Origin of the sequence: Lysinibacillus sp. FN11 (assembly GCF_024628845.1) — a bacterium.
Classification (GTDB): Bacteria; Bacillota; Bacilli; order Bacillales_A; family Planococcaceae; genus Lysinibacillus; species Lysinibacillus capsici.
Window position 1 is genome coordinate 2132856 of the sequence record NZ_CP102383.1, and the last position, 21281, is coordinate 2154136.

At 35.8% G+C, this 21281-nt stretch carries 20 protein-coding genes and 2 pseudogenes; 9 read left to right on the top strand and 13 right to left on the bottom strand.

The window, feature by feature from the left end; all coding sequences use genetic code 11:
- The gene (locus tag NP781_RS11530; protein WP_257522334.1) at positions 1–1476 is read right to left on the bottom strand and encodes a methyl-accepting chemotaxis protein; all 1476 of its coding nucleotides are present in this window, start codon (positions 1474–1476) and stop codon (positions 1–3) included.
- Positions 1477–1614: 138 nt separating this feature from the next.
- Here NP781_RS11530 and NP781_RS11535 point away from each other — a divergent pair, with 138 nt between their 5' ends.
- On the top strand, positions 1615–2577 hold the full coding sequence (locus NP781_RS11535) for an MBL fold metallo-hydrolase (RefSeq protein ID WP_257522335.1): 963 nt from the start codon (positions 1615–1617) through the stop codon (positions 2575–2577).
- Between the two features lie 215 nt (positions 2578–2792).
- Here NP781_RS11535 and NP781_RS11540 read toward each other — a convergent pair whose 3' ends face one another.
- Complete coding sequence (locus NP781_RS11540; protein ID WP_257522336.1) at positions 2793–4610, bottom strand: DNA ligase D; 1818 nt, start codon at positions 4608–4610, stop codon at positions 2793–2795.
- Between the two features lie 106 nt (positions 4611–4716).
- On the opposite strand from NP781_RS11540, the gene NP781_RS11545 reads away from it, so the two are divergent.
- Positions 4717–5538 carry a non-homologous end joining protein Ku gene (locus tag NP781_RS11545; protein ID WP_221682938.1) on the top strand — a complete coding sequence of 274 codons (822 nt, stop codon included), beginning with the start codon at positions 4717–4719 and terminating at the stop codon, positions 5536–5538.
- Positions 5539–5569: 31 nt separating this feature from the next.
- Here the strand turns inward: NP781_RS11545 and NP781_RS11550 are convergent.
- A pseudogene (locus NP781_RS11550) lies at positions 5570–6090 on the bottom strand (AAA family ATPase).
- A gap of 140 nt (positions 6091–6230) precedes the next feature.
- Between NP781_RS11550 and NP781_RS11555 the strand changes: the two are divergent.
- Positions 6231–7237 (top strand): annotated as a pseudogene (locus NP781_RS11555) (serine hydrolase domain-containing protein).
- A gap of 14 nt (positions 7238–7251) precedes the next feature.
- On the opposite strand, the gene NP781_RS11560 reads toward NP781_RS11555, so the two are convergent.
- Positions 7252–7782 (bottom strand): dihydrofolate reductase family protein, encoded by a 531-nt coding sequence (locus NP781_RS11560; protein WP_221682941.1) that lies wholly within the window; start codon positions 7780–7782, stop codon positions 7252–7254.
- Between the two features lie 101 nt (positions 7783–7883).
- On the opposite strand from NP781_RS11560, the gene NP781_RS11565 reads away from it, so the two are divergent.
- Together NP781_RS11565 and NP781_RS11570 are read left to right on the top strand one after the other, a co-directional pair.
- On the top strand, positions 7884–8837 hold the full coding sequence (locus tag NP781_RS11565) for a helix-turn-helix transcriptional regulator (RefSeq protein ID WP_221682942.1): 954 nt from the start codon (positions 7884–7886) through the stop codon (positions 8835–8837).
- A 90-nt stretch (positions 8838–8927) separates the two neighbouring features.
- Positions 8928–9974 (top strand): DUF418 domain-containing protein, encoded by a 1047-nt coding sequence (locus NP781_RS11570; RefSeq protein ID WP_257522337.1) that lies wholly within the window; start codon positions 8928–8930, stop codon positions 9972–9974.
- A gap of 359 nt (positions 9975–10333) precedes the next feature.
- Here NP781_RS11570 and NP781_RS11575 read toward each other — a convergent pair whose 3' ends face one another.
- Positions 10334–11188 carry a malate synthase gene (locus NP781_RS11575; RefSeq protein WP_221682944.1) on the bottom strand — a complete coding sequence of 285 codons (855 nt, stop codon included), beginning with the start codon at positions 11186–11188 and terminating at the stop codon, positions 10334–10336.
- 425 nt (positions 11189–11613) lie between these two features.
- On the opposite strand from NP781_RS11575, the gene NP781_RS11580 reads away from it, so the two are divergent.
- Positions 11614–11859, top strand: a complete 246-nt coding sequence (locus tag NP781_RS11580; protein ID WP_257522338.1) for a hypothetical protein — start codon at positions 11614–11616, stop codon at positions 11857–11859.
- A 52-nt stretch (positions 11860–11911) separates the two neighbouring features.
- On the opposite strand, the gene NP781_RS11585 is transcribed toward NP781_RS11580, so the two are convergent.
- Together NP781_RS11585 and NP781_RS11590 are read right to left on the bottom strand one after the other, a co-directional pair.
- A complete protein-coding gene (locus NP781_RS11585; protein WP_257522339.1) occupies positions 11912–12304 on the bottom strand; it encodes a RidA family protein in 393 nt (130 codons plus the stop codon).
- A gap of 670 nt (positions 12305–12974) precedes the next feature.
- On the bottom strand, positions 12975–13526 hold the full coding sequence (locus tag NP781_RS11590) for a hypothetical protein (protein WP_257522340.1): 552 nt from the start codon (positions 13524–13526) through the stop codon (positions 12975–12977).
- A 216-nt stretch (positions 13527–13742) separates the two neighbouring features.
- Between NP781_RS11590 and NP781_RS11595 the strand changes: the two genes are divergently transcribed.
- The 3 genes from NP781_RS11595 to NP781_RS11605 all read left to right on the top strand — a co-directional run bounded on the left by NP781_RS11595 (position 13743) and on the right by NP781_RS11605 (position 15653).
- Entirely contained in the window at positions 13743–14120 is a 378-nt protein-coding gene (locus NP781_RS11595; RefSeq protein WP_257522341.1) for a response regulator transcription factor, read from the top strand.
- Positions 14121–14209: 89 nt separating this feature from the next.
- The gene (locus NP781_RS11600) at positions 14210–14407 is read left to right on the top strand and encodes a winged helix-turn-helix domain-containing protein (protein WP_257522532.1); all 198 of its coding nucleotides are present in this window, start codon (positions 14210–14212) and stop codon (positions 14405–14407) included.
- 1 nt (position 14408) lies between these two features.
- Complete coding sequence (locus NP781_RS11605) at positions 14409–15653, top strand: sensor histidine kinase (RefSeq protein WP_257522342.1); 1245 nt, start codon at positions 14409–14411, stop codon at positions 15651–15653.
- A 142-nt stretch (positions 15654–15795) separates the two neighbouring features.
- Here the strand turns inward: NP781_RS11605 and NP781_RS11610 are convergent, their stop codons facing one another.
- The 6 genes from NP781_RS11610 to NP781_RS11635 form a co-directional block, all read right to left on the bottom strand.
- Positions 15796–16350: a ferric reductase-like transmembrane domain-containing protein gene (locus tag NP781_RS11610; RefSeq protein WP_221682950.1), complete on the bottom strand. Its 555-nt coding sequence runs from the start codon at positions 16348–16350 to the stop codon at positions 15796–15798.
- Positions 16340–17245 carry an FAD:protein FMN transferase gene (locus NP781_RS11615; protein ID WP_257522343.1) on the bottom strand — a complete coding sequence of 302 codons (906 nt, stop codon included), beginning with the start codon at positions 17243–17245 and terminating at the stop codon, positions 16340–16342. The genes NP781_RS11610 and NP781_RS11615 overlap by 11 nt, the downstream gene beginning before the upstream one ends.
- Positions 17246–17273: 28 nt before the next feature.
- Positions 17274–17531, bottom strand: a complete 258-nt coding sequence (locus NP781_RS11620; RefSeq protein WP_221682952.1) for a hypothetical protein — start codon at positions 17529–17531, stop codon at positions 17274–17276.
- A gap of 16 nt (positions 17532–17547) precedes the next feature.
- Positions 17548–18198: a copper amine oxidase N-terminal domain-containing protein gene (locus NP781_RS11625; protein WP_257522344.1), complete on the bottom strand. Its 651-nt coding sequence runs from the start codon at positions 18196–18198 to the stop codon at positions 17548–17550.
- 310 nt (positions 18199–18508) lie between these two features.
- A complete protein-coding gene (locus NP781_RS11630) occupies positions 18509–19714 on the bottom strand; it encodes an EAL-associated domain-containing protein (RefSeq protein WP_036076413.1) in 1206 nt (401 codons plus the stop codon).
- Positions 19715–20168: 454 nt separating this feature from the next.
- Positions 20169–21272, bottom strand: a complete 1104-nt coding sequence (locus NP781_RS11635; RefSeq protein ID WP_257522345.1) for a TFIIB-type zinc ribbon-containing protein — start codon at positions 21270–21272, stop codon at positions 20169–20171.
- Between the last annotated feature and the right edge of the window lie 9 nt (positions 21273–21281).

The window sequence follows — 21281 nt, forward strand, 5'->3', positions numbered from 1 at the left end:
TTATACCTTTGCCATCACTAATGACTTTAACGTGTTGCTTAAAGCCTGAATGTGGTTTGTGGTATCTGTCATGCTAACAAGAAGTTGATTTTCGTCCTCCACTGAATGTAAAATAGCTCCCGTAGAAGCTGCATTTTGCTCCGTCATGTGATTCAGTTTTTCAATTTGCTTTTGGATTACCTCGAATTGTGAGATGGCACTGCTTAATTCATGCATCCCTCTTGTTAAATCTGTATTCGTTTCCGTAAAAGAATCCTTTAAACTATTAAAGAAATGACTGACATCCTGTAAAAGCTGTTCTCCATGCTGGAGTGCCTTTTCACCGTCATCAGAACGTTTGTGGGCCTCTGTTGATTTTTCAAACAAGGTTTTCGTCACATTGGTAATGCTGACAGTTATTGCAGCGCTTTCTTCTGCTAGCTTACGCACTTCATCTGCTACAATCGCAAATCCTTTTCCGTGTTCTCCCGCTCTAGCCGCTTCTATTGCCGCATTTAAGGCCAATAAATTAGTCTGTTCTGCAATATGGGTAATCCCCTTTAATAGACTATCCACCGTTTGTAGGCTCTGTTGTAGCTCATTGACAGTTTCCGCAGTTGAGCCCATCGCATGACTCATGACGCTCATTTGAGTCATTGCATCCTGCATTTTATCCCATCCTACTAATACTTCTTGTTGTAGCTCAGTAGATTTAACGACCGTATCCTTCGAAATTGTCAATGTTTTATTGACAAAATGAACCGAGTCACCCATTGTGCCGTGGATCATTTGTAAACTGGATGCCTCCTGCTGAATACTTGCAGAGATGTCCTCTGTTGCTACTAAAATTTGCTTACTAGAACCAGAAATCTTTTGCATTGTTTGTTGGAATTGTGTGACATGCTTGTCCAATGCCTGACTGCTCTTTTCGATTTCCTGAAATGTATTTTGTAGTTGATTGAAGGATGCTTGCACTTCATTTTGCTGGATTTCTGCATGTTGAATCAATTCATTCCCCCATTTTGCCAGCAAATAAAAAGCAATAATGACCCCATTCATGATTGCAAGAAGTGTCACAAAGACAATGGTGTCATCAAATGGTCCTAACAAGGATGACGAGTTGACCATATATAAAATGAAAAAACTAAGATTAGTTAAAATCCCAAAGAAAACAATCAATTCTTTTTTAAAATACAGGGCAATAATAGCCACTGTACACAGTAAAATATAATGTTTATTTAATGAAAAGCTATCAAGCAAAAATAAGGTAAACACAACACTTGATGGAATGAGGCCAAAAATAAAGCCTTTGACATACGTTTTTATAGGTAAAAAATAATTACATACCGCCAAGGCAATGACAGCTAACCCAATAAATAAAAAATGTATGCCCTTTGATAGAATCATAGGTCCACATATTAGAATGGCCAAAATTGAGATAATAGCCAAATTTACACGATGAACTTTTCGTGTATCATAACGAATTTTATGCTCCATTACTATCCCCCTAAAAAAATGAATAGACATTCAGTTTAATTTTCTATTATTATATAGTATAACAACTACTTTTTGTAGCTAAAAATTGTATTTATAAGCAGAATTAGATTATTTTTGAAATAAAAGGGGGAAATTAAATTGACTAGCGTCCAACAAATCGCACCAAATTTCTACTGTATCGATACACATGATTTAGGTCGAGAGCAGCGAACAAGCTCCTATCTATTAATCGATGAAAAGATAGCTCTCATTGAAACTTCAGCCAGCCCATCTGTACCTTATATTATGGAAGGGTTACAGAAATTAAATATTGCAGTAGAGGATATAGACTATGTCATCGTGACACATATTCATTTAGACCATGCAGGCGGAGCAGGGTTATTTTTGCAAAGCTGTCCCAATGCTAAATTCGTGGTTCATCCACGAGGCGTAGCCCATATGATTGATCCAAGTCGTCTTATCCTCAGTGCTAAAGGGGTTTATGGCGCTGAATTTGACCGCCTTTTTGATCCAATTGTGCCCATTGACGCTGCAAGAATTATTGAAATTCAACACGAACAGCGTTTGCAACTAGGTCAACATCATTTAACGTTTTATCATACTGAGGGGCATGCTAAGCATCATGTTTCAATGCTTTATTCCGCTACAAATGGCTTGTTTGTAGGTGATACAACAGGTGTTCGCTATCCCGAAATGGATGAGGAAGCAATTGATTTAATCATTCCGTCTACCTCTCCAAATCAATACAACCCTGAAACAATGGAACAATCTTTAAAATTGTACGAAAAGCTACAAGCAAGTGAATTATACTTCGGTCACTATGGTGCTTATCAAAATCCAGCAGAAGCCTATCGTCAGGTGCGCTATTGGACACCGCTCTTTTTAGAAGAAGGTAGAAAAGCGCAAGCGTCATCCAGCCAGTTCCAAGAACAAGTTCATTACTTAGATGCTCGCTTAAAGGAACTTTTATTCAACTATCTACAGGAAAACGGCATTCCGTCCGATCATCCTGTCTATCAAACCATCCCATTCGATACCATTGTGTCCGCAATGGGAATACTGGATTACCTCGAAAAAGCAAATGCACAGGTTCCACTTTAATAGGAAAAGAGGTGTCTCCAATGATTTTGTGGACACCTTTTTTTAGATTCGCTAATAATATTGGCCGAAGCGATCTTTTTTTGGAAAATCCGCTCTTTTTTTATCGCAAAGTGCTCTTTTTTCAGGTGAACCCGCTCTCTTTTCTGATCAAAGCGCACCAAATCTCATCAGTAGTGACCATGCCCTGTTCCACATATAGAGGCTTTTCCTTGTCTTCATTCCTTTAATTGATCTAGAACTGCTTGAAAATTTTGTTGCTCCCCTACTTCACGAAATAATTGAAAGGGATTGCTCATTTTTTTCATGCGCTCCATGACAAAAGGAATCGTAAAAAGTGTGGGTTTTAGGTTTTCATTAACCTCCTCCCACAGAAGCGGTGTGGCTACTAAACCCATTTCATTGCCACGAGTGGAATACGGGGCAATGATGGTCTTGCCCTCTGCATGCTGCACATAATCTAAATATAATTTTTCATGACGATTCTTCTTTAAACGCTCAATTGTATATAAATTTGGCTTTTGCTCACATAAAAAGCGACAAACGAATTCTGTAAATATACGTACCTCTTCATAAGTAAATGTATTTTCTGGTAAAGGAATATATAGCTGTAAACCTTTTCCACCTGATGTTTTAACAAAGGACTGTAGCTGAAAATAATCAATAATGTTCTTTAAATCAAGTGCTCCTGAAACGGCTAATGAAAAATCTTGTACTGAGGGAGGATCTAAGTCGAAAACGATTTCTGTCGGGTATTGAGAATGATGTGTTTGAAATGGAATGTGGAGCTCTAATGCCAGCTGATTTCCAAGCCACAATAACGTTTCCAAGTTATTACACACGATATAATCAATATCATCCATCACAGCTGTTGCCATAAAATTAGGTATTTTCTCTGGCCTACTTTTTTGATAAAAACTTTCACCTGGAGCACCATGTGGATAGCGTATTAGCGTTAGAGGGCGATCCTTTAGAAATGGCATTAAATAGGACGAGATATTTTGCAAATAGAACAAGTATTGATCCTTTGTAATACCCATTTTTGGCCATACAGGCTTGTCTGGATGTGTGATAGCAACTGATTCAGGGATAGGATACAGTTGACGTTGCATATGCAGCCAATGACATTCCTCAGGTGACTTCTCTAATCGAAAGGCATGAAATCTAGGTTCCCGAAGCTTACTACCATCAAAATCAATACAGGCAATATCAACACAAATAGAAGGCTCAAGTACCCATAACTGCTTTTTACGCAGTCCATTAGTCTGAAAGAATTTGACAAGTGTTTGATGCTCTTCCTCTGTCATACCATGCTTAAACGTAACAACTTCTCGTAATTGATTGTTCTCAAAAACTGCACCATGAAAATAACTATTGCTATGGTCATATTGTGTGACAATGACTGTGACATAACGCCAATTTTTTATCTTTAACCAATGATTTGATCGTATGTTTTCAAGCCATTTACTTGTTTTCTTCTTAGCAACAATGCCTTCTCCATTGTAAAGCTTGATGGACTGCCATAAGCTCTCATGTTCCTCACTACCATGTATGACTTGGATAGGGGTTGGGTTCTCATAGTTAACGCTTGGCCATTTGAACTTCGTAGCAAGCTTGACCAATTGCTCCTTACGCGTTTTTAAATAGTGGTTTTGGAGAGATTCTCCTTTAAGGGTTAAAACATCAAATGCTAGATAGTGAAAAGGAAACAAATGAGCGTGCTCCTGAATCACGTCTTGATTTTGCATTCTCCCCCTCTTTTGAACAACGGTAAAATCGCTTTTATAATGATTGCGTAAATAAACTAACTCACCATCTAAGGTTAGGGGTAAAAAGGTTTGGATGGATGCAGATATTTGCTGACAAAAAGCTAAAATTTCGGGAAACAGGTGATTTAATTGTCGCCCATTTCTACTAATGAGCTTCGGCTCCTCATCCCAAACTAATAAGCAGCGAAAACCATCATATTTCGTTTCAAATAGCCATTCATCTCCACTAGGAATATCGTTTGTTTCCGATAAAAGCATTGGTTTCATTCCGCTATACCTACTTTGCTTTTTATATTCAGTGTTTGAAGATTTCATTTTAAGATACATAAAAAACCTCAAAATACATCATAGTAAGAAAAACGAGGTGACAACAATGCATACAGTGTGGAAAGGCAGTATTTCCTTTGGACTTGTTAATATTCCTGTGAAACTACATGCTGCTACTGAAAATAAAGATGTCAAATTGCGTCAGCTTCACAAAGACTGCCATACGCCGATTAGCTATAAAAAGGTTTGTGAGGGCTGTAACCAAGAGGTAAAAGATGAGGATATCGTGAAGGCTTATGAATATGCCAAAAATAAATTTGTTGTGTTGGATCCAGACGATTTAGAAAACTTGCGTAAGGAAAATGAAGATAAGGCTGTGGAAATTATTGATTTTGTGCAATTAACTGAAATCGATCCAATCTATTTTGAACGCACCTATTTTTTATCACCCGATTCGACGGGTGCCAAAGCCTATTCATTGTTACGAAAAACATTAGAACAATCAGGAAAAATTGGCATTGCCAAAATCATTATCCGCTCTAAAGAGCAGCTTGCCATCGTGCGTGTTTATCAAAATGCCCTCGTGATGGAAACAATTCACTATCCAGATGAGGTAAGAAGTATTGGCGATGTACCTAATATTCCAAGCGAACAGGATGTAGTACAAAAGGAGCTCGATACAGCCCTCATGTTAGTGGAACAGCTAACAACTACATTCAACCCTGAAAAATATACAGACGATTACCGCAATGCTTTATTAGAACTAATTGAAGAAAAGAAAGCTACAAATTCGATCGCTACAAGCGATAAACAACGTCCAATTCCTGAAAATGTCACGGATTTAATGACAGCACTACAGGCCTCTTTAGAAAAAACAAAAAAGCCCGCTACAAGAAAACGGACAACACGGACAAAGAAAAATGCCTAAGAACAAGCGTATCCTGACATTTGGATACGCTTTAAAATTGTCGAAAATAGGAATCTAAATCCTTTTTGCGCTGAATCATTAAAAGTTTAGCCAATACAGCATGTTGCTGTTTAAAGAATTTAGGCTTTCCTACCCTTTCAAAGCGTTTATTCCAACGAAACATTTTAAAAAAGATCGAAAAAGTAGGTTGATAGTGAGCTTTTTCGATGCCCATTTTCTGTTTCATAAATCTTTTTAAAATACGAAAGACTCGAATTTTATAAGGGATATCGAGAAAGATAATGCAATCAGCTTGCTGGAAGCTATCAACAACCCACTCCTCCTGATGGATCCCCTCTATAATCCAACTGTTCGTTTGAAGAATGGTTTGTAAGTGCTCCTTTTTTCTTCATCTGTTCTTAGAATATCCCCTGATTCCTTTCGCATCCATGCCACATTATCAAGCTCATAATAAGGAATCTGCAAGGTTTTAGATAATTTCCTCGCCAATGTCGTTTTCCCACTGCCAACGGACCCAATGATATGTATTTTTTGTGGAAACGCTTTTGTCACAGAACCCCTCCATTAGATGTATCTTTGTATAAATAATTCCTTTATTATACAATAGATTTCAGCTTACATAACGATAGTTTCCCAAGAACATTCGTTCCCTCTTATGGTATGATGAAGGAAAAACTAGGAGATCTTTATTCATGACAATACTTGAGCAAATGTCGCAACAACAAATAGCTGGCCTCAGCATTGCCTATATAAAGGATGGTGAGCTTCCAGAAAGCAGATTGCTTTGGTCTATTAGAGGTCGGGAAAACTAACAGAATCAATACCGAAACCATCTTCAATGCCTGTTCAATTAGTAAACTAGTTACAAGCATTTTAGTGATGAAGCTGGTCGAGCAAGGGATAGTAGATTTAGATGAGGATATTAATCAAAAGCTTACATCTTGGAAGATGCCAGATCATAGCTACACTCAGGAAAAAAAGTAACATTACGACATTTGTTAAGTCATCAGGCGGGGATTATTGACCCTAAAGGCAGCTTCTCTCCCTTACATTCACTATGGCAGACGCCTTCGATGGTCGACTTATTAAAAGGTACAACTCCTTATTGTTCCATACCAATCGATAGTACTTTTGAGGCCGAGCAAGAATTTCACTATTCAGATGCTGGCTTTTGTATTGTTCAATTGCTAATTGAGGATACAATGGGTTCAAGTTTTTCAACACTTATGACTGACCTGATTTTTCGACCACTAGCCATGACAAATAGCTTTTTTCTTCCGCAGTCCCAACTGCCAACACAGCAAGTGGTCACCATAAAGATGGCACCGTAACAGCACAAAGATACCCTATTTACCCGTATGATGCAGCTTGTGGATTATGGACAACACCGTCAGACCTAGCAAAATTATTACAAGAGGTAATGCATGCCTTAAAGGGAAAAGGTACACTTGGTTTAGCTTCAATCCATGAGCTAATTCGTCCTCAGGGCTGTAAAGAATGGCTGGGCCTTGGTGTATTTCTTGACGGTGCTGGTGAGCAGCTTGAAATATCCTCGCTTGGCTGGGGCGTTGGCTATCAATGTATGCTAGTGGCCTACCCCCACCTAGACAAAGGCTTTGTTGCCATGATTAACACCGATACAGGCGTCCATCAAATGCAAGGTCTCTTAGGAGAAATCTATCGTTCCTTTATCAAATAAAGAAGAGGCTTGATTTAAGCCTCTTTCCTTACCTCATAATGCAGTTGTACCATTTGACCATATCGCTTTGTTTCCAATAGCCTTAAGTTTTCGAATGGACGTGGCGATTTAAACAAGGGTATTCCTGAGCCCAGTAAATGCGGTGTAAGCGTAATAATCCATTCATCAATTAGCCGCTCCTGTAAAAAAGCATCCAAAATGTCCCCTCCCCCTACCATCCAAATCTTTGTGCCTTCTTGCTCTTTTAAACGTTTTGTAAATGTGATGACATCCTCTTGGATAAACGTCACATGCTCATTTTCCCCAGTTCGAGTTGTTGAGAACACATAGCATTTTTTATCAGAATAGGGGAAAGGTTCCATATGTTCTAGGATATAATCATATGTTCGTTTTCCCATAATGACGGTATCAATGGTTTGATACATATCAGCGTAGCCATTATCACCCTCTCCCTCTGTTTCCTCTAGCCACTGTAGATCATCATTTTCCTTGGCAATAAATCCATCTAAACTCCCTGCAATAAATACTAGTATTTCTCGTGACATCATGTCAGCTCCTCTTCTTTTGAAAATCTCTTCTACAATCTCTATACTAAATATAAAACATGACAACTCTTGGCATGATTAAATAAAAAGGTGAAAAAAATATGACCAAAGCTAAACGATTAATTGATATTTTGCTATTTGTCAGTGCTCAAAAGAAATTTACAGCGCAGGAAATTGCTGACACTTTCCATATTTCCGTGCGAACGGTGCATCGTTACCTTTTGGATTTAAGTGATATGGGGCTACCCATTTACGCGGAACAAGGAAGACATGGGGGCTATACGGTGCTATCAAATGCCATTCTCCCACCGATATTATTTACCGAGGAAGAGGCGGTCGCCATTTTCTTTGCATTTCAGTCTTTGCACTATTATCGTGATTTACCTTTTAATACTGAAATGAAGTCTGTCTCTCACAAGCTGTATGAATCCTTACAGAAGGAAGCCAAGAAAAAGGTGGATACGCTGCAATCCTATATTGCTTTTTGGAACCCTAAAAGAACCATAACAACACCACTCTTAACGGACGTTTTAGAGGCTATCATCAACCAATCACAATTGCATATCCAATATGAATCGAAGTCTGGTATCACCTCTAAACATATCCAGCCTATTGGCGTGTACGCTCATGATGGCTTATGGTATATGCCTGCGCTACTACTATCAAATGAAAGAATATTACTCTTCCGTGTAGATCGAATTAAAAACATAAAAGTTAGTGAAACAAACCGTAAAACGACGATGAATTTGCAGCAATGGCTTGAAAATGACTATGAGCCTCAGCAGCCTATTCGCTTATATGTTGAATTATCAAGCGAGGGCGTTCGTCAATGTTTAAGTGAGCCCCATCTTGAAAAAGCGGTTGTTCATCAAAGTGATGGAACAGGTTATATCGATACGATCATCGATCAACATGAGCTCCACTTTAATAGCTCCCTATTCTTTCGCCTTGGACAACATGCGATTGTTAAAGAACCGCAAGCATTAATTCAGCTTATGCGTCAGCATGCACATGAGCTATTAGCGATTTACCCTGAGCCAATAGAGCCTCTATAAGATGACAATTTTGTCAGATTCACGTAACATTCATCGTTACTACTTTTAAAAGATCTTCCTTATAATTGGTTTTGAAGGAGGAGATATACGTTGCAACCGACCAACAGTAATAAACGAATTGATACATTAGATTATTTAAGAGGGTTCGCCTTACTAGGCATTATTTTAGTCAATATCCCCTCATTAATGTGGATTGAACCACCTGAATTGGCTAATGATATTGCCTATAGCCGCTTTCTAACACTTTTTGTAGAGGGTAAATTTTTTATCATTTTTTCATTTTTATTTGGAATAGGATTCTATCTCTTTATTTCACGCGCTCAGGCAAGGGGCGAAAAAGCCTATGCCTTATTTAGTCGTAGACTTTTGATTTTACTGTGTATGGGGCTTGTGCATTTTTATTTCCAACCAGGTGAAGCCTTAACTGTCTATGCTATCTTTGGCTTTGTAGCCTTACCTTTTTATAAAATGCGCAAAGACATAAATCTCATCCTTGGATTCATCCTACTAGCCATCACCGCCTATTTTGGTCTAAAAATTTTAATGCCATTTCCACTGATTTTGCTTGGTCTAGCTGCGGGTCAATATCATTTATTTGAAAATATCTCGTTACATCGAAATAAAATCAGGTTAGTGACGATTGTAATGGGCTTTATAAGCATGGCTAGCTGGTTTTATCAATGGCAGTATGTCCCTGAGCCTCTTGTTAATATCCAACATTTGCCCAAGGATCAGCTAGAGCCTCATATTACAAATATCGAGCAATTTTCATTAATTGGACTACAGTTTAGCCCATTTGCTTCTGCCTTTTACATGGGAACAATTATCCTATTATTACAAAGTACTTTGTTCCAGCGACTATTGGCACCGTTAAAAGCATATGGGCGCATGGCCTTGACTAATTACTTGGGGCAAACAGTGCTCATTCTCTTAATTGGCCATGCTTTCGGTTTAATCGGACAACTTCGCTATCTTGAATCTTTGTGGATTTGTTTAGGCATTTATGTTTGCCAATTGCTCTTTAGTAAGCTATGGCTATACTTTTTCCGCTTTGGCCCTATGGAATGGCTATGGCGAATCGGGACATATTGGACAATTCCTCCCCTACGACAAAGTAAGAAAGATTATTTATCGTAAAGGATAAATACCTATCAGCTTGGTGGTAAACATCATATATTGGTAATGTACCCTACTCGCTTTCCATCTTTGCTCATATCTTCAGCAAGAAACACATCCCCATTTTATTTGGTCACCGAAGTGACTAATTTAAAAACAGCGTTAATCCATTGTTAACGCTGTTTCTTTTACTTTTATTAAACCTAATAAGTGAATCATTGGGGGTACTTTGTGGGGAATAGGTATTAAAAGCAAATAAAGTTACTGGGACATAAACATACAAGTCACGGGATTATAAAATCCCGTGACTTGTATTCATTGCCATTATTTTTCTCTTGCAAGCGAGTATGTCTCTTCATCTTGAAAATTGGTTCACTGTTCTAAATGCGGGTTAATGCGCCAGTAGGCTTTGGTATTTCTTGAACTGCTATCTGATTCATTTTACAAAAATGTTTAAAGAATTGTTGTGCCAACTCCCGTTCTTTCGGGTCACTTTTTAATGAAATGATATCAAGTAAAATTTGAGCCATCCATAAATTTTCAAAATAACGATATTTCCCTGTTTTCCATGTCATTTTTTCAGGGAATTTTTCATTTATATAATATTGCCAGAAAAGCAGCTGATCCGATTCCTGCTCTGTCAGTTGAATTCTGTATTTTGAATGGGCAGGAATATGTCCATCTTCACACAGCTTGCCAACGAATTTTTCATTCACCATATAGATACCTAAGATGCGTCTATCACTTTCAGGCTGGCTGGAATCTCTTGCTGTTAAAAGGACAGCGCTATTTTGGTGCAAGCGGCTCGGCTTGTTTGGCTTCCCTTTGTTATTACCACTCTTTAATATACCTGAAAAAACATTCCACTCTGAAACAGAACTATTCTGTTCCTCTGAATCACACCAAAAAACCATCTGGGATGCGGGATGAAGTTTATGATTACTCATAAGTTTTTCGTGTTCCAAGCGAAGCAAGAGTTCTTTCCGTTGAAGTTCTTTTACCTCTTCCATCCGCGATTCTTCTTCTTTTCGTTCAATTTCCTTTTTTTGTATGATTTCCTCAAGTAACTTAGCATCACTTTTATCATGTATTGTTAGGTGCTTTCCAAATACATCTGGAAAAACAAACCTTTTATTTTCTGATGCAAAATGTATTTCAATACTTGAATCATTTTGATTAACTATACTACCTATGCCAAAACGCTTGTGTGTAACTTTCTTATTAATTAGATTCATTCATCTAGTCCTCCTTATGGAATAAAAATTAAGTTACTATTAGATAGTAAATTTTTCCAAATAACTTCTTTAAACAATTTCGATTTTTTTCCGTTTAAAAAATAAAAAAACGTATCCAAATTCTTTCTGCAAAATAGGACATCGGAATTCGAAATACGTTTATAAAAAATTATCGTAATACTATTATAACATTTTTTAATAAAATTACAAATTTATTATTGACAACTCATTTTTACATGAGTTAAAATATTCATTTATCCTCTGAATGTCATTGGAATCATCTTTGAAAAGACCATAAACTTCTGAAAAATGCCTTATAAAAACCAACTTCCCTTGTTACATACTTTGATGCCCATAAATTCTTCACCTGTTACTTATCCTAAGCATACAATGCAAATAATACCCTTTTTTGTAGGGAGGATTATATGAAGAAAAATAAAGATAATCGGAATAGTGAGGGATTGGAATCCGTGAGTCAAGCAGCTAAGCTGGCTGTCATTGCAGGGGCGATCACAACACTTGGAGACGCTCTAGCGACCATTGCGGCTAGTCTTGCGCTAGAAGATGAGTTGAAGGCAAACGAAAGTAATAGCAATGATATTGACAAACTACAAAAGCAAATTGATGAATTAAATTATGAAATGAAACAATTAAAAAGGATGTTACGTTAATACCATGTTATACAAAAACGACAATACCACATGGATATTGTCGTTTTTTAGGCTATTTAGCAGCCCAAAGTTCAATCTCTATTTTTAATTCTGGTAGCCCTAATGCTGATACATAAGCAATAGTCATAGAGGGATAGGAATGACCAAACATTACTTCCCATTGCTGATCGAAATGATGCCAATCAATCTCCTCTGTCGCCCATATATTCACCTTTACCACATGAGAAGCATCCAATCCCTCAGTTGCTAAAAGCGCTTCAATATTTTTAAATGTATTGGTCGTTTGTTCAATTAATCCTACAGGCAATTGATCATCTTGATCAACCCCTATTTGTCCAGAAAATGCATACAATGTTGCATCTTTCGGAATGATTGTGATGTGGCTATATTCCCCCACAGGGCTAGGTACCTGTATTGGATTTTTACGTATTATGTTTGTTTTCATATTCTTTTCTCCTTTAGGATCGTATTTTTCTAAAAAAGGGCAGACTTATCCCTCGTTTGTTGATTTTAGAAAAAAACAGCTGTGGAGAACCCTATACCCATGCTTAAAAAACGAATAGCTCTTTTTTTCATGTGAATTCTCCTCCTTGTCCCTAAAGTTATGTTCACTTTACCATTTCTATCCTAGATAATCAATGAAATACCCAAACTATTTATCATTTCATTTATTATTTCTCAGGCAATTAACTATTCAACTATAGCAATCACAACATATATATAGTAGTGTAAAGCTAAATTAGCCTTACACCTCCGAAATTGTTACTAGGGTCACTCCATCCCAAGTGTCCCTTTGCATAATAGAACTAGGTACCCCTCTTTGGCGTACCTAGTTTTTTCGTTATTTTGGGGTCGTGTCGGTGACTAAGTTTTGTCCACCTACAGCGAGTTGAGGTGTAGAATTCTTATACGGAAAAATACCTTAACCAATACAAGAACTATAAACTTAAATATAATTACACATCACACTTCCCTAGTGCGATCTTTTTGCATTTAGCTCAAATACTAGAGATTCTTTGTCTAAGACATTGTTTATAAAACAAATATAGAAAAGAATACAATAGGCAACAAAAATGTTAAGCTGAGTAATTATGAGCCGAGTCATGTTTACATGACTAAGAGATAAAAATATGAATCCCTCCTGCAATAACACTTAATGCGGCTATGGAGATATGGATTGTTCGTAAGCTTCGATTTTTTCTATAGTTGAAAAAATTCATTCCTGCGATAGCAGTAATAGACAAAAGAATAATTGCAATCAAGCCAATAATTCCTTCATTCTCCAATTCACCCTCATTAAAGTACATGATTAACCCATGACCTATACCTAACAACAATGCCATTGTGCCAAAAAGAATATGATATCTACCTATTAACTTTGCTGCAGATAAATATAGCCCTTTAGATTGTGGGAATGTACGAATTACAGACTTCATGAAGGTTCGAATAGGAAAAATCATACCAGCTGCACCAATTCCTATAAATGTACACCAACCAATTAATTCACCAATATCCTCATAACGTCCTTCCTCGTGTTGTTGTCTACCGTTATCCTCATAATCATACTCATCTTTTCCTTCAAAAATATCATCTGCATAAATGGGATTTACATCATACATAAAAAATATAACTACCAATACTATCCCAAAAATTTTTAAATATCGCATAGGAGATCTCCTTCCATATTGAGTTTCAACATTAGTCTAAGCAAACAATATGAAAAAAATCTGAAAAACGGCACTAGAAAAAATTACGATATTTAACTAAAATTTCTTTTTGGCTTAGAATAAGTAGAAGATTGGTCGCACAAAAAATTCAGGTGGATTTCATAATGTTGTTATAAATTAGTTATATTGAATATAAAAAAGGTAGGAGGAGCTTTGTTGAAAATACTGATAGCAGAAGATGATAATCGGTTAAGGAAAAACATTGTTCACATCATTCAAAAAGAATTTCATCAGGTCGATGCTGTAGATAATGGTCAGCATGCATTAGAATACATACTGTTTCATTCTTACGATCTCGTCATTCTAGATTGGATGATGCCAGAATTAAGCGGTATCGATGTGTGCAAAGAAGCTAGAAGAAATGGTTATGAAGGTGGCATTTTAATACTAACAGCAAAGGATGATAGCAATGACATCATCCTTGGATTAGATGCAGGTGCTGATGATTATGTTGTTAAACCATTTAAAATGGAAGAACTCTTAGCAAGAATACGTGCCATTTTAAGAAGAAAAATAAATCCATTCATCAAATAATTCAAATTGATGATTTAAAGTTATATTTGGATTCCAGGACACTTTATAAAGATAATCAAGAAATACTATTAACTAAAAACGAATTTTTATTGTTAGAGTACCTATTTATCAACAAAGGCATCATTCTTACTAGAGAACAAATTTATACACAAGTATGGGGATTTGATCATGAAATGACTAACAACAACCTTGATGCGTTAGTAAAACTAGTTCGTAAAAAAATCGATTATAATCGATCAAAATCCATTATTGAAAACATTAGAGGAATAGGATACAGAGTGAGGTAGCATGTTTAAGAAAACTCGTAAAAAATTAACTTTATTTAACTCCATTTATTTTATAGGCTTTTTCTTTGCTTTTCTTATTATTCTTTATTTTTCATTAGTTCAACTAATGAATTATCAACAAATAGAAGAACTAGAAACTTATTACGAAGAACAATATCATGACTTTTTTGAGCACAAAAATGATAATGAAGGGAAATTAGAATTTAACCCAAATGGTATGTATTTTTACTATATTTATACAAAAGACCAGATACTAGTCCACGGTGACGAAAACTATCAAGGTTTATTTAAAGATCTAGAAAAAATCATTCAAACGGAAAATCCTTCTAAACGTTTTGTAAAAAATTTAAATTGGCGCGATAAACATCTTTTAATTTTATCGAAACCCATTCAGACTAACGATGAATTCCTAGGCTATATTGTTATAGGCAAATCGACCACATCACAATATCATTTTTTTCAAAAAATGATTTTACTGTTTATTGTTTTAATTATAATTTTTACGATCATAATTGGATTCTTAAGTTACAACATGGCAGGAAAAGCCATGATCCCCATTCAACATGCACTTGAAAAACAAAAAAGTTTTGTTTCAGATGCTTCTCATGAGTTAAGAACACCGCTAAGTGTATTTTATAGTTCACTCGATATTTTAGAATCTGATGAAGCTAATAATATGAGTGATTTCGGTAAAGAATTAATCGAAGATTTAAAGCATGAAGCAGCGTTAATGAAAGAGCTATTAGATAAACTATTATTTTTAGCCCGACATGACAAAAATCGTATTAAATCAACTAAAGAAAAAATCTCCTTAACAGAGTTGCTAATAACGATTAGTAGGAAGTTTAAAAGAGCGTTACCAAAAACAATCGATTTCGAAACAGAAATCCAACCTAATGTTGAATTTATTGGAAATTCAAATAATATAACTGAATTAATTTATATATTATTAGATAATGCAGCCCAGTACACACAAAAAGGATCTATCTATCTAAAGCTTTTACAAACTGATAAAATGATATATATCTACATTGAAGATACAGGCATTGGGATTTCTAAGGAAGACCTGCCTTTTATTTTTGATAGATTTTTCCGGAGTGATGCTGTGAGAAACAGAAACGGAACAGGACTGGGACTTGCTATAGCTGATTCTATTGTTCAAGATCACGGAGGAACATTAACAGTTCAAAGCGAGTTGGAAAAAGGTACAACATTTTGTATTCAATTTCCTCTTTATAATAAATAGTAGGCTATTTATCGTTACATGATGGATAAACCATAGAATGGCATTACATGAATCAGTAGTGCCATTCAACTAGTTTATTTTTTGAGCTACTTTGGTAGCCTAGCTAACATGGAGAAACTGCCTTTCCTCCATTCAAGCACGCTTACTTGCTAACCCCTTGCTTTTGATCTTTCTTCTTAAACCCATCACTCATCAACCTTACAAGTAGTGCGATAATTATAACCATTACCGTACTACTATAAAATAAAATTACTAACATTTGATTAGTGTCAGTACCAATGAATAGCCCATGAATAAGTGATAATATCCAAGCAGGTAAAACAAGAAAATGCATCTTCTTCCAAAGTGAGAATTTCATTTTATTTATCCATATATCTGATGTTACAAGAACTATTAAAAATAAATAAAAAGCTATGGTTCCCAGCCCAGACAACAATGCCTGATAGTTAGCGCTAAAAGGTAATACGATATCAGAAATAGTATAGGGTTCGTATTGATCAATCATTAGTAAAAGTAAATGTACAATAACAGTTATAAATCCCATCCATCCACTCATTTGATGTAATTGAAAGTACAAGTTTTTATTGGACTTGAGAGTAGAAGATTTCCTTAGTAAACCAAAAAAAATGGACATACTGAAGTAAAAATAACTTAAAAGCCCTAATAATCGAATCCATTCCCAAGTACTAAATAACATCTAACTTTTCTCCTCCTTTCAACCAATATATACTTCCATCATCTTTTGCTATCAAGCAAGCACAAGGCATCTGTAGTTTGTCAAACCATACTTGTAATTCTTGTTCATTTAATAAAAAGGCAAGTTTTGTTGCCACTTCTGCTTGACATAATGAGTTTGTTATTATTGTTGTTTGAAGGATAGGGCTAATGATTACCTCTCCAGTTCTTCCATCTAATAAGTGATGCTTTTCCTTCCCCTGCTGTTTCCAACTTCTAAATATACGATTTGAAGTGGCAATTGCTCCATTTTGAATTCTAATTGTACTGATCTCTTCTTGTATATGAAATGGATGAGCAATCCCAATGGTCCATGTCTTTTTACCTGACGACCACATTTTCATATCTCCACCACCATCTACAATTCCAAACTCTGGAGAAACCTGTCTAAGCCAATCAGCTATTTTTTCAACTACGTATCCTTTGGCAAATCCACCTAAATCAATTAATTGATTATCCGTTTTTAAAACTTCATTGTGATCCAAAAAAAGAAATGGCTTATTTGCCTTTTTTTCTATTTGTATTGGCTTATACTTTGATTCTTGAAAAGGAAAGGATCGATCATACCCATGTTGTTCTAAATGTAATTTTAAATACGGAGAAAATATATTATTAGTTAATGTATAATAGTTATCTGCTTCTTTTAAACAATCGTATAATGCAGGAGAAATTCTGCCGATTTCTCCTACCTTTAGTTGATTAATTTGATTTAACTCATTATTTGGCTCAAATCTTGACCACTCTCTTGCAACGTATTGCAACCATTTCACCACTTTGTCTTTCCAATCATTTTTTTGTGTTCCAGCAATTTCAATATAAAAGTTTGTATTCATCGTGTTTAATGATAGGGTATCCAAGCAACTTCAACTCCACTTCAAACTATGTCTAGGATCGTTTGGTAGTTCGATCGGTACGGATTTTATTTTGTTGTAGTTGATTCACTCCCACAATTTCAAAATTTGTCCAATCCAATTGAACAAGTTCCCTTTCTCGGTCTGACATTTTTTTTGATTGTTCATTTGTCAAATTTAGATCAGCTATGTTTGTATCTGATGGAACATTATTAAATTGCGTTAATAGTAAAGAAGATAATATTACTCCAGAGGTACCTAATATCCATTTAGCTTTCTTTTGATCTTTCATTTAATCATCTCCTTTTTTACTTTAAAAACTTAAATACAACAGCGTTATTCATTTCTTGCCATTCAGCCACATAGCCCAAACCATTTGAAATTACACTAATTGGAACATATATATTATCATTCAAATAAAATGTAACAGCTGGTATCGGTGATTTTATCTCGTTATAGTACACAACATTTGTCCCCGAACGAAAAATTAATTCTGTATCACCTTTATTAATTTCTAATATTTTACTATTATCATAATTAATTACTTTTGCACCTAAAAGTTCAGCAATAATTTTACCTGGCACATATATTTCCCCATCTAAAGGAATCAAGTAAAGAGACAGTGTATTATTTTCTAGTTTTAACTGAATTTCTTTCGCTTCTTTCAAAGGTAACTCTCCTTTATTTACATAAGTCGATCTTGTCCAAATATTCCATGTATTACTATTTGTTTCAAGGTATCTTTGATCATAATAATCGTATTCATCCTCTTCTTTATAATAATCATAATCATAATCATCATCTTCCTCTTCATCTTCCTCTTCATAATCATCATCGTGCTTTTTATGAACATCACCCTCGTATTTTTTATAATCATTTTCATCATCCGCTTTTGCTATTTTGGTATCAACAAATGGCCAAATTAAAATCATAATTAGAAGTATTTTGATAATCCTCATTTTTTCAGCTCCTTTATGTTATTTCCATCTTAATTAAGCTAAATGAAAAAATACTGAAAAAACAAAATCATTCAATACAAATTTAACAAATGTATTGCTTGCCATTTTTGTTTCGAAAGAGGTAGGTAATTTTCTATGAGAATTTAAATAGCATTCCTGATTGAAATCAAAAAAATTGCCTTCTACAAAAATAGAAGGCAACTTCAGTATTTTGCTAGGCTTTTAGGATTCTCCCATCATACCTAGTACACTAAATATATCGAATTGCAATTGTACTCCTGATATGTTGTCACTAAAGAAATTACTAATATTATCTAAAGATTTTGTGCTCATAAAGATAGTCATAGGAAAGGTCAACAAACAAATATTCATGCTCGTTGATCGCAATGGAGAATGTTCTTGTAATTTCTCCTGTTTCTATATCCCGATACAATTCAGAGATTTCCCCACTTTGATCGTTGCGCATTTTGATAATTGTTTGAAGGAAATAAGGACGCCAGCTCCAATTTTTATTGATGGCACGTGGCTGTAGCTCCCAATTCCCATCAATTCGCATAACGTTAGGCGTTAACTGGAATCCGTCCTCATTACAAATATAGAGACGGAAGGAGTAGTTATCCAATAATTCAGCTAAGTACTCTAAATGGGAGACATTGTCGCTTGTTGGTTTCACACGGTGAACAATCGCCTCTAATTCCTCCCTTAATTTTTTCAACTGCAAATATTGCGCCTCCAGCATTTTCTTTTCGGAAGTAATAAATTGCTGGCATTCTTTTTTAAAACGTTCCTTTAATATATCCTTATCAACAAAAGTCATAGCTGGATTAGCTAGGTATGGCCCTTGATAAAATCTACCACCATTTTTCCATGCAAATTGTAGCTGATAAACCGTTTCAATATCTTCAAATAATAGATTCGCTCCAATTTTATAAGCTAGGCTACCAATGGCAGAAATCATGTCCGATTGAGCGGACCAAGAATCGTAATTTAAATCACGTGTATTGACTTTTAAGATATGTGGGGCCAATAGCGCAATATGCTCTAAGTGACTTTCGGCTCCTACTTCCTGTACGGCAATTTTCACCCCAAACGTCGTAAAATAGCGTAGGGCGTGATGTAATTTGTTAATATCCCCTATAAAACGATGCTCTGATACGACAAGTACGATACGCTGTAAATCTTTTTCCTCTATATATTGTTGGATAATATTAAAATGACTTTCACCAAAATCTTGCATCAATAAATTTGGATTGCTTGGAATATAAATATCAATTTCTGGTGCAATTTCATCAATTTTGGCTAATGCCGCATGTAAAATTTTGTGTTCCATATCAATTCGATATTCTTCTGGAATATCTTCATTGTTGACGAAATCCTTTAAATTAATTTGCTGACCTTGAATTTGTAGATATCCGGAAATTTCGTAGGCAATCACCGTATGCGCGTCTGCGCTAAATATCGGTTGATAATACCCATGTATTTGATCTAAATTTGTTAACACTTCAATTGCGTCCATCATCGAAACCTCCAATATGAATAACGTTTTCGTTGTTATTCAAAAATAACATTACATTTATCATGACTAGCTTAAAAAATGCTCTCTGACTGTATAATAAGTTGTTTAAAGTAAAATCGCAACTTCACTTCTCATCATTTATCGCAAATCCGCCCTCATTTTTAACCACCATTGCATTATTTGATTTTTATCAATTCTAACGATTTTCCTACATAGTAAGTTGCTTTTTACACCATCTTGCAACTTTATGCTTTTGTCCATCCAAGGCTGTTCTAATATTTTACTCTCCCTTTAATCTATGCAACTTGACGCAATGACAGCCGTGATAATGGATGATGATTATCCTATATAAGCCAATTAATTCAGTCATTTACCCAGTATTTAAGGACAATTTTATGAAAAAACAGTATCCCAAAAGGACAACAAAAGGCTCCTACTGGCATACTGTTTATTATTATTCAGACATAAAGAAATACCAAATCAGAGCGATTACTGCTAAGGATAAAATAACAGCAATTGTTACGCGAAGCGGCGAGATAGGAGCATTGCCGCCAACTCGACCCGTTTGTCCATTCACCATAAAGCGGTAAACCTTCTCCTTATAGCGGAAAGAAGATAACCAAATGGGTAACATTAAATATTTGTATGTAATATCATCATGGTTTGTGGAAAAACGTAGATTGGATACTACATCCGCATTATTTTCCCAACGAATTTTGGACGTAATCTGCGCATGGAGATGATCATGGATTTCACTTTTTGCTTGGCTCCAGCCATCCTGCAAACCAACACTGTAACGCTCTGATAAAAATCCAGCTACATATTGGGGTTTATAGGCCTTATTATTAAGAAGATTAAATGGTTCAATTTTTCGCATCATGTCCCGATCATAGCGTGTTGTGGCACTCACTAAATGATCGTCTATAAATTCCTGATAAAAACCACTTGTTGAATACCAATCTGTTTCAGTATGCGTTTTACCATCTTTATCCGTAACCGTTCGATGTCGTCCATATCTTGCGGAGTATCTAGAGCTTGTTTTTGAATCAAACGTCCAATACGGGAGGTATACCCCTTTAAAGGCATCAGGCCTTGCACTTATTTTGGCAGCCTTTGGTGTAAACCATCGACCTTTGATCCATTTCTGAAAATGTTCTCCTGCCTGCTTATCCGTTACTTCAAAAGCACATACGCCATTGGGAGCAAGCGTATTTTCAGCGCTCGCTTCCATGACCTGATTTGAGCCGCAGTAAGGACAACTGTCAGCGACCTGCAGGGCATCATAAATTGTCTCGGCCGCACAAGCTTTACAAATAACTGTTTTCTTCTCCACGCCCCAATTGAAATTCCCACGTTCCTCTGCTTTTAAGAAATCCATTTCCTGAGCAACCTTTTCCTCTTCTTGTTCAGGGGTTGCAATTTCAGATTCAAATCCACAATACGGACAAGTCAGCTTACCTGTAGCAGGATTAAACTCAATTGATGCACTACAGGACGGACATTCTGCATCAAAGTCAAGTTTTACTTGTTTGACATGTTCAACTTCTTGCGTTGACATAGGTCATCA

Coding starts and splice junctions, on each gene's coding strand:
- NP781_RS11635 (WP_257522345.1), bottom strand. CDS start 21,272: ATGTCAACGCAAGAAGTTGAACATGTCAAACAAGTAAAACTTGACTTT.
- NP781_RS11540 (WP_257522336.1), bottom strand. CDS start 4,610: ATGAAACCAATGCTTTTATCGGAAACAAACGATATTCCTAGTGGAGAT.
- NP781_RS11590 (WP_257522340.1), bottom strand. CDS start 13,526: ATGCGATATTTAAAAATTTTTGGGATAGTATTGGTAGTTATATTTTTT.
- NP781_RS11630 (WP_036076413.1), bottom strand. CDS start 19,714: ATGGACGCAATTGAAGTGTTAACAAATTTAGATCAAATACATGGGTAT.
- NP781_RS11605 (WP_257522342.1), top strand. CDS start 14,409: ATGTTTAAGAAAACTCGTAAAAAATTAACTTTATTTAACTCCATTTAT.
- NP781_RS11610 (WP_221682950.1), bottom strand. CDS start 16,350: ATGTTATTTAGTACTTGGGAATGGATTCGATTATTAGGGCTTTTAAGT.
- NP781_RS11585 (WP_257522339.1), bottom strand. CDS start 12,304: ATGAAAACAAACATAATACGTAAAAATCCAATACAGGTACCTAGCCCT.
- NP781_RS11530 (WP_257522334.1), bottom strand. CDS start 1,476: ATGGAGCATAAAATTCGTTATGATACACGAAAAGTTCATCGTGTAAAT.
- NP781_RS11575 (WP_221682944.1), bottom strand. CDS start 11,188: ATGAATCTAATTAATAAGAAAGTTACACACAAGCGTTTTGGCATAGGT.
- NP781_RS11580 (WP_257522338.1), top strand. CDS start 11,614: ATGAAGAAAAATAAAGATAATCGGAATAGTGAGGGATTGGAATCCGTG.
- NP781_RS11545 (WP_221682938.1), top strand. CDS start 4,717: ATGCATACAGTGTGGAAAGGCAGTATTTCCTTTGGACTTGTTAATATT.
- NP781_RS11565 (WP_221682942.1), top strand. CDS start 7,884: ATGACCAAAGCTAAACGATTAATTGATATTTTGCTATTTGTCAGTGCT.
- NP781_RS11560 (WP_221682941.1), bottom strand. CDS start 7,782: ATGTCACGAGAAATACTAGTATTTATTGCAGGGAGTTTAGATGGATTT.
- NP781_RS11620 (WP_221682952.1), bottom strand. CDS start 17,531: ATGAAAGATCAAAAGAAAGCTAAATGGATATTAGGTACCTCTGGAGTA.
- NP781_RS11625 (WP_257522344.1), bottom strand. CDS start 18,198: ATGAGGATTATCAAAATACTTCTAATTATGATTTTAATTTGGCCATTT.